2 protein-coding genes are annotated in these 3,686 nt (G+C 59.5%); both read right to left on the bottom strand.

Annotated features, from left to right (window positions below):
- Positions 1-954: 954 nt before the first annotated feature.
- On the bottom strand, positions 955-1,452 hold the full coding sequence (cheW, locus tag VGC33_RS20670) for a chemotaxis protein CheW (RefSeq protein ID WP_331122654.1): 498 nt from the start codon (positions 1,450-1,452) through the stop codon (positions 955-957).
- A gap of 38 nt (positions 1,453-1,490) precedes the next feature.
- On the bottom strand, positions 1,491-3,551 hold the full coding sequence (cheA, locus tag VGC33_RS20665) for a chemotaxis protein CheA (protein ID WP_331122655.1): 2,061 nt from the start codon (positions 3,549-3,551) through the stop codon (positions 1,491-1,493).
- Between the last annotated feature and the right edge of the window lie 135 nt (positions 3,552-3,686).

Here is a 3,686-nt window from a genome sequence, read left to right as displayed (position 1 = left end):
TTCGGTTGCGGGTGGCGTTATGGTTTATGTTGCCCCGGCGGGGGATTCGCTTGCCGTGCGTTCGGTGGTTATATGGATTGCCGGGTGCCGGCAAGCGACAAGGAGGGTGGACCGCGCCACCCTCCTTGACCTCCACGCGTCCGGCAGGTCGTGCGCCGCTGCGCGGTGCCCGCCAGCGCTTCATCACGGCTGTTGGACCGCCCGGTTAGCGCTCCCAGCGCTTCCGGGCTTTCGCCGCTCCCGGCGGCTCATCCAGCCGCGATGCGCACTGACGGCGCACTCTATGCCGGCACAAGGTCAACACCATGGTCTGCGAATAAAATAGGTTTTTCGGCTTGTCAGCGCTATGCACTTTCCGGAAAGAATATCATCATCCATTTTGAGCCGGCGGCAATAAGGGCAATAAGCTGGATGTTTTTTGCCTAAGGCGGTCTGCTTATGCCTTGCTTCATGTTGCTAATTGCAAAATGCATGGATCTAACTCTGCATGTCTGTATGAAGGTATGACCTGCATTTCGCTGTGCCAGCAGCGTTGCTAACGCTGCATAAAATACAAGGTGAACAGCGATATAGGACCCGGCATAGAGCGCGCTGACGTTGCCTGTGACCCCGGCATGAGCCGCCGGGAGCGGCGAAAGGTCCGGTAGCGCCTGGAGCGCTAACCGGGCCGGTGCATCACGGGGGCATGGGCGGCGGAAGGCATCGCGCAGCGACGCGCGACCTGCCGGGCGCGGGGAAGTCAAGAAGGGGCTCGCGTGAGCCCCTTCTTGTCGCTTGCCGGCACCCGGCAATAACCATAACAACCGAACGCACGGCAAGCGAAACCCTCGCCGGGGCAACATAAGCCATAACGCCGCCCGCAAGCGAATCCCTCGCCGGGGCAACATAAACCATAACGCCACCCGCAAGCGAATCCCTCACCTTTAAAAGGCAAGGGTTGCCGCTGGGATTCCTTTACGCCATGGCGGCGCTATCCACCAGCGCCATTTCCTCGCTATTGAGCAACCGCTCGATATCCACCAGGATCAGCATCCGTTCACCTAGCGAACCCAGCCCGGTGAGGTACTCGGTCGCCAGGGTAACGGCGAATTCCGGCGCCGGCCGGATTTGCTCCGCGGTCAATGACAACACATCGGAAACGCCGTCGACCACAATGCCCACCACCCGCTGGTTCAGGTTCAGCACAATCACCACCGTGTTGTCATTGTACATAACATCCGACTGGGCAAACTTAATGCGCAAATCCAGAATCGGCACGATCACTCCGCGCAGATTGGTCACGCCTTTGATAAAGGCGGGTGTATTGGCGATACGCGTCACCTGATCGTAACCGCGGATTTCCTGAACCTTCAATATATCAATGCCATATTCTTCATCGCCCAACGTGAAGATCAGAAACTCCTGACCCACGGTCTCGCCGTTCAGCGCGGTGACACTTGCAAGTCCTGCCATGGTTTTCACCTTTTAATCATTCGGCTAAATAAGATAAATTAAGCAGCACCGGCCAACCGTTTATTACGGTTAAGGGCCTGTAATGCGGATACATCGATGATCAGCGCCACGCTGCCATCGCCAAGAATGGTGGCGGCGGAAATGCCCGGCACTTTGCGATAGTTGCTCTCCAGGTTTTTCACCACCACCTGATGCTGGCCGATAAGCTGATCCACCAGCAGGGCATAACGCCGGCCCGCGCTCTGCAATATCACCACGATGCCCTGGGTCGGATCGGTCTTGGCGCCGCTGACATCAAACAAATGGTGCAATTCCACCATCGGCAGGTATTCGCCGCGCACCTGCAATACCTGCTCGCCGCCGGCAAGCGGGTGCAGGTCGTCCGCCTTCGGCTGCAGCGATTCCATCACGGTATTGAGCGGCAGGATAAACACGTCCTGGTTTACCCGCACCGACATACCGTCCAGGATAGCCAGCGTCAGGGGCAGCAGGATACGAATGGTGGTGCCTTTACCGGCCTCGGATAAAATATCCACATGGCCGCCCATGGCCTGGATGTTGCGTTTCACCACATCCATGCCCACTCCGCGTCCGGAGACATCGGTCACCTGTTCGGCGGTGGAGAACCCCGGCGCGAAAATCAGCATGCCCACCTCTTCGTCGGTCATGCTGTCGCTCACCGCCATCCCCTGGGATAACGCCTTGGCCAGGATCCGCTGGCGGTTCAGGCCGGCGCCGTCGTCGCTCACCTCGATACAAATGTTGCCGCCCTGATGCTCGGCGCGCAGTTGCAGGATGCCGACCGCCGGTTTGCCGAGCGCCGTACGGATCTCCGGCGTCTCAATCCCATGGTCAAGACTGTTGCGCACCAAATGGGTCAACGGATCGATAATGCGTTCGATCAGGCTCTTATCCAGCTCGGTTGAACTGCCTTCAAGCGTCAGCTCCACCTGCTTATCCAGCTTGGCGGCCAGATCGCGCACCAACCGCGGGAAGCGATTAAAAACATATTCCATCGGCATCATGCGGATCGACATCACCGATTCCTGCAGATCGCGGGCGTTACGTTCCAACTGCCCCATGCTTATCAGCAAATCGCTATGCTCCACCGGGTCCAGCGACCCGGAGCGCTGGGCAATCATGGACTGCGTAATCACCAGTTCGCCGACCAGATTGATCAACTGGTCCACTTTTTCCACCGCCACCCGGATGCTGGTATCGGCGGGTTTTACGCGCAGCGCGGCATCGGCCTGCCTGGCAGGCGCCGCCGCCGCGGCGTTAATCGGCGTGACGTTGTCAACCGGGGCCTCGCCGGCCAGGGATTCGCTCCCGGCGGCGGGCGCTATCTTACCGGCGATAACCGGGACCGACGACGGAGGGGCTACGGGGCGCGCCGGGGCTTGCGCCTGTTGCGCGGCGTCAAAATGAATTTGATCGGCATCCAGTACAAAGCACAATACCGCGCAGATATCATCCTCGCTCACCGTGGTCTGCAGGCTCGCCGTCAGTCCGTCGGACGTTTCCTCATGGGCAAGCACGGTGCCGAGATTGCCCAGTTCCTCCAGCATCAGCGGAATTTCACTGGGCTTAAGCCCGCTTAGCCGGATGCTTAACACGCCATCAGTCACGGCCGGTGCCGCCGCGCCCTGGTTCACATGGCTGTCGCCCGCCGCCTGAGCGACATTATCGCCGGCCTGCGGCGCAACGGTGCCTTTGGCCTCCAGCGCCAACTGGCGCAACGCTTCGCAAATATAAGCAAAGCTTGCCGCGTCCGGTTCCTGAGCCGTTTTGTAGGCGTCTAATTGATCCTGCATGATATCTTTGGTTTCCAAAAACAGGTTAACAATCGCCGTGCTGAGGGACATCTCCCCCCGCCGCGCCTCGTCCAGCAGGTTCTCCAGCAGATGCGTGGTTTCCTGCAACACCGTAAAGCCGAAGGTTCCGGCCCCGCCCTTGATGGAATGGGCGGCGCGGAAAATTGCATTCAGCTGTTCGCTATCCGGACTTAGCGGGTCCAGGATCAGCAGGTGCTGTTCCATATCCGCCAGCAGTTCGGCGGCCTCATCAAAAAATGTTTGGTAAAAAGCGCTTAATTCCATGGTCACGAAATCACCTCTGCTGTGAATCACGTTCGTTAAACGGCGAGGCAGCCGGGGCCGAAGCGCCGGATGGCGGAGTTGCCGGGGCCGTGGCCTGGCCCCCGGATGCAGATGTTGCCGGCGCCGCGGCCGGTA

It is taken from the genome of Acerihabitans sp., from assembly GCF_036398755.1.
GTDB lineage: Bacteria > Pseudomonadota > Gammaproteobacteria > Enterobacterales > Enterobacteriaceae > Acerihabitans.
This window is presented reverse-complemented; position numbering and strand designations above follow the sequence as displayed.

What these genes read in the sequence shown, in the direction of transcription:
- cheA (WP_331122655.1), bottom strand. Translation starts at nt 3,551, where the DNA reads ATGGAATTAAGCGCTTTTTACCAAACATTTTTTGATGAGGCCGCCGAA.
- cheW (WP_331122654.1), bottom strand. Translation starts at nt 1,452, where the DNA reads ATGGCAGGACTTGCAAGTGTCACCGCGCTGAACGGCGAGACCGTGGGT.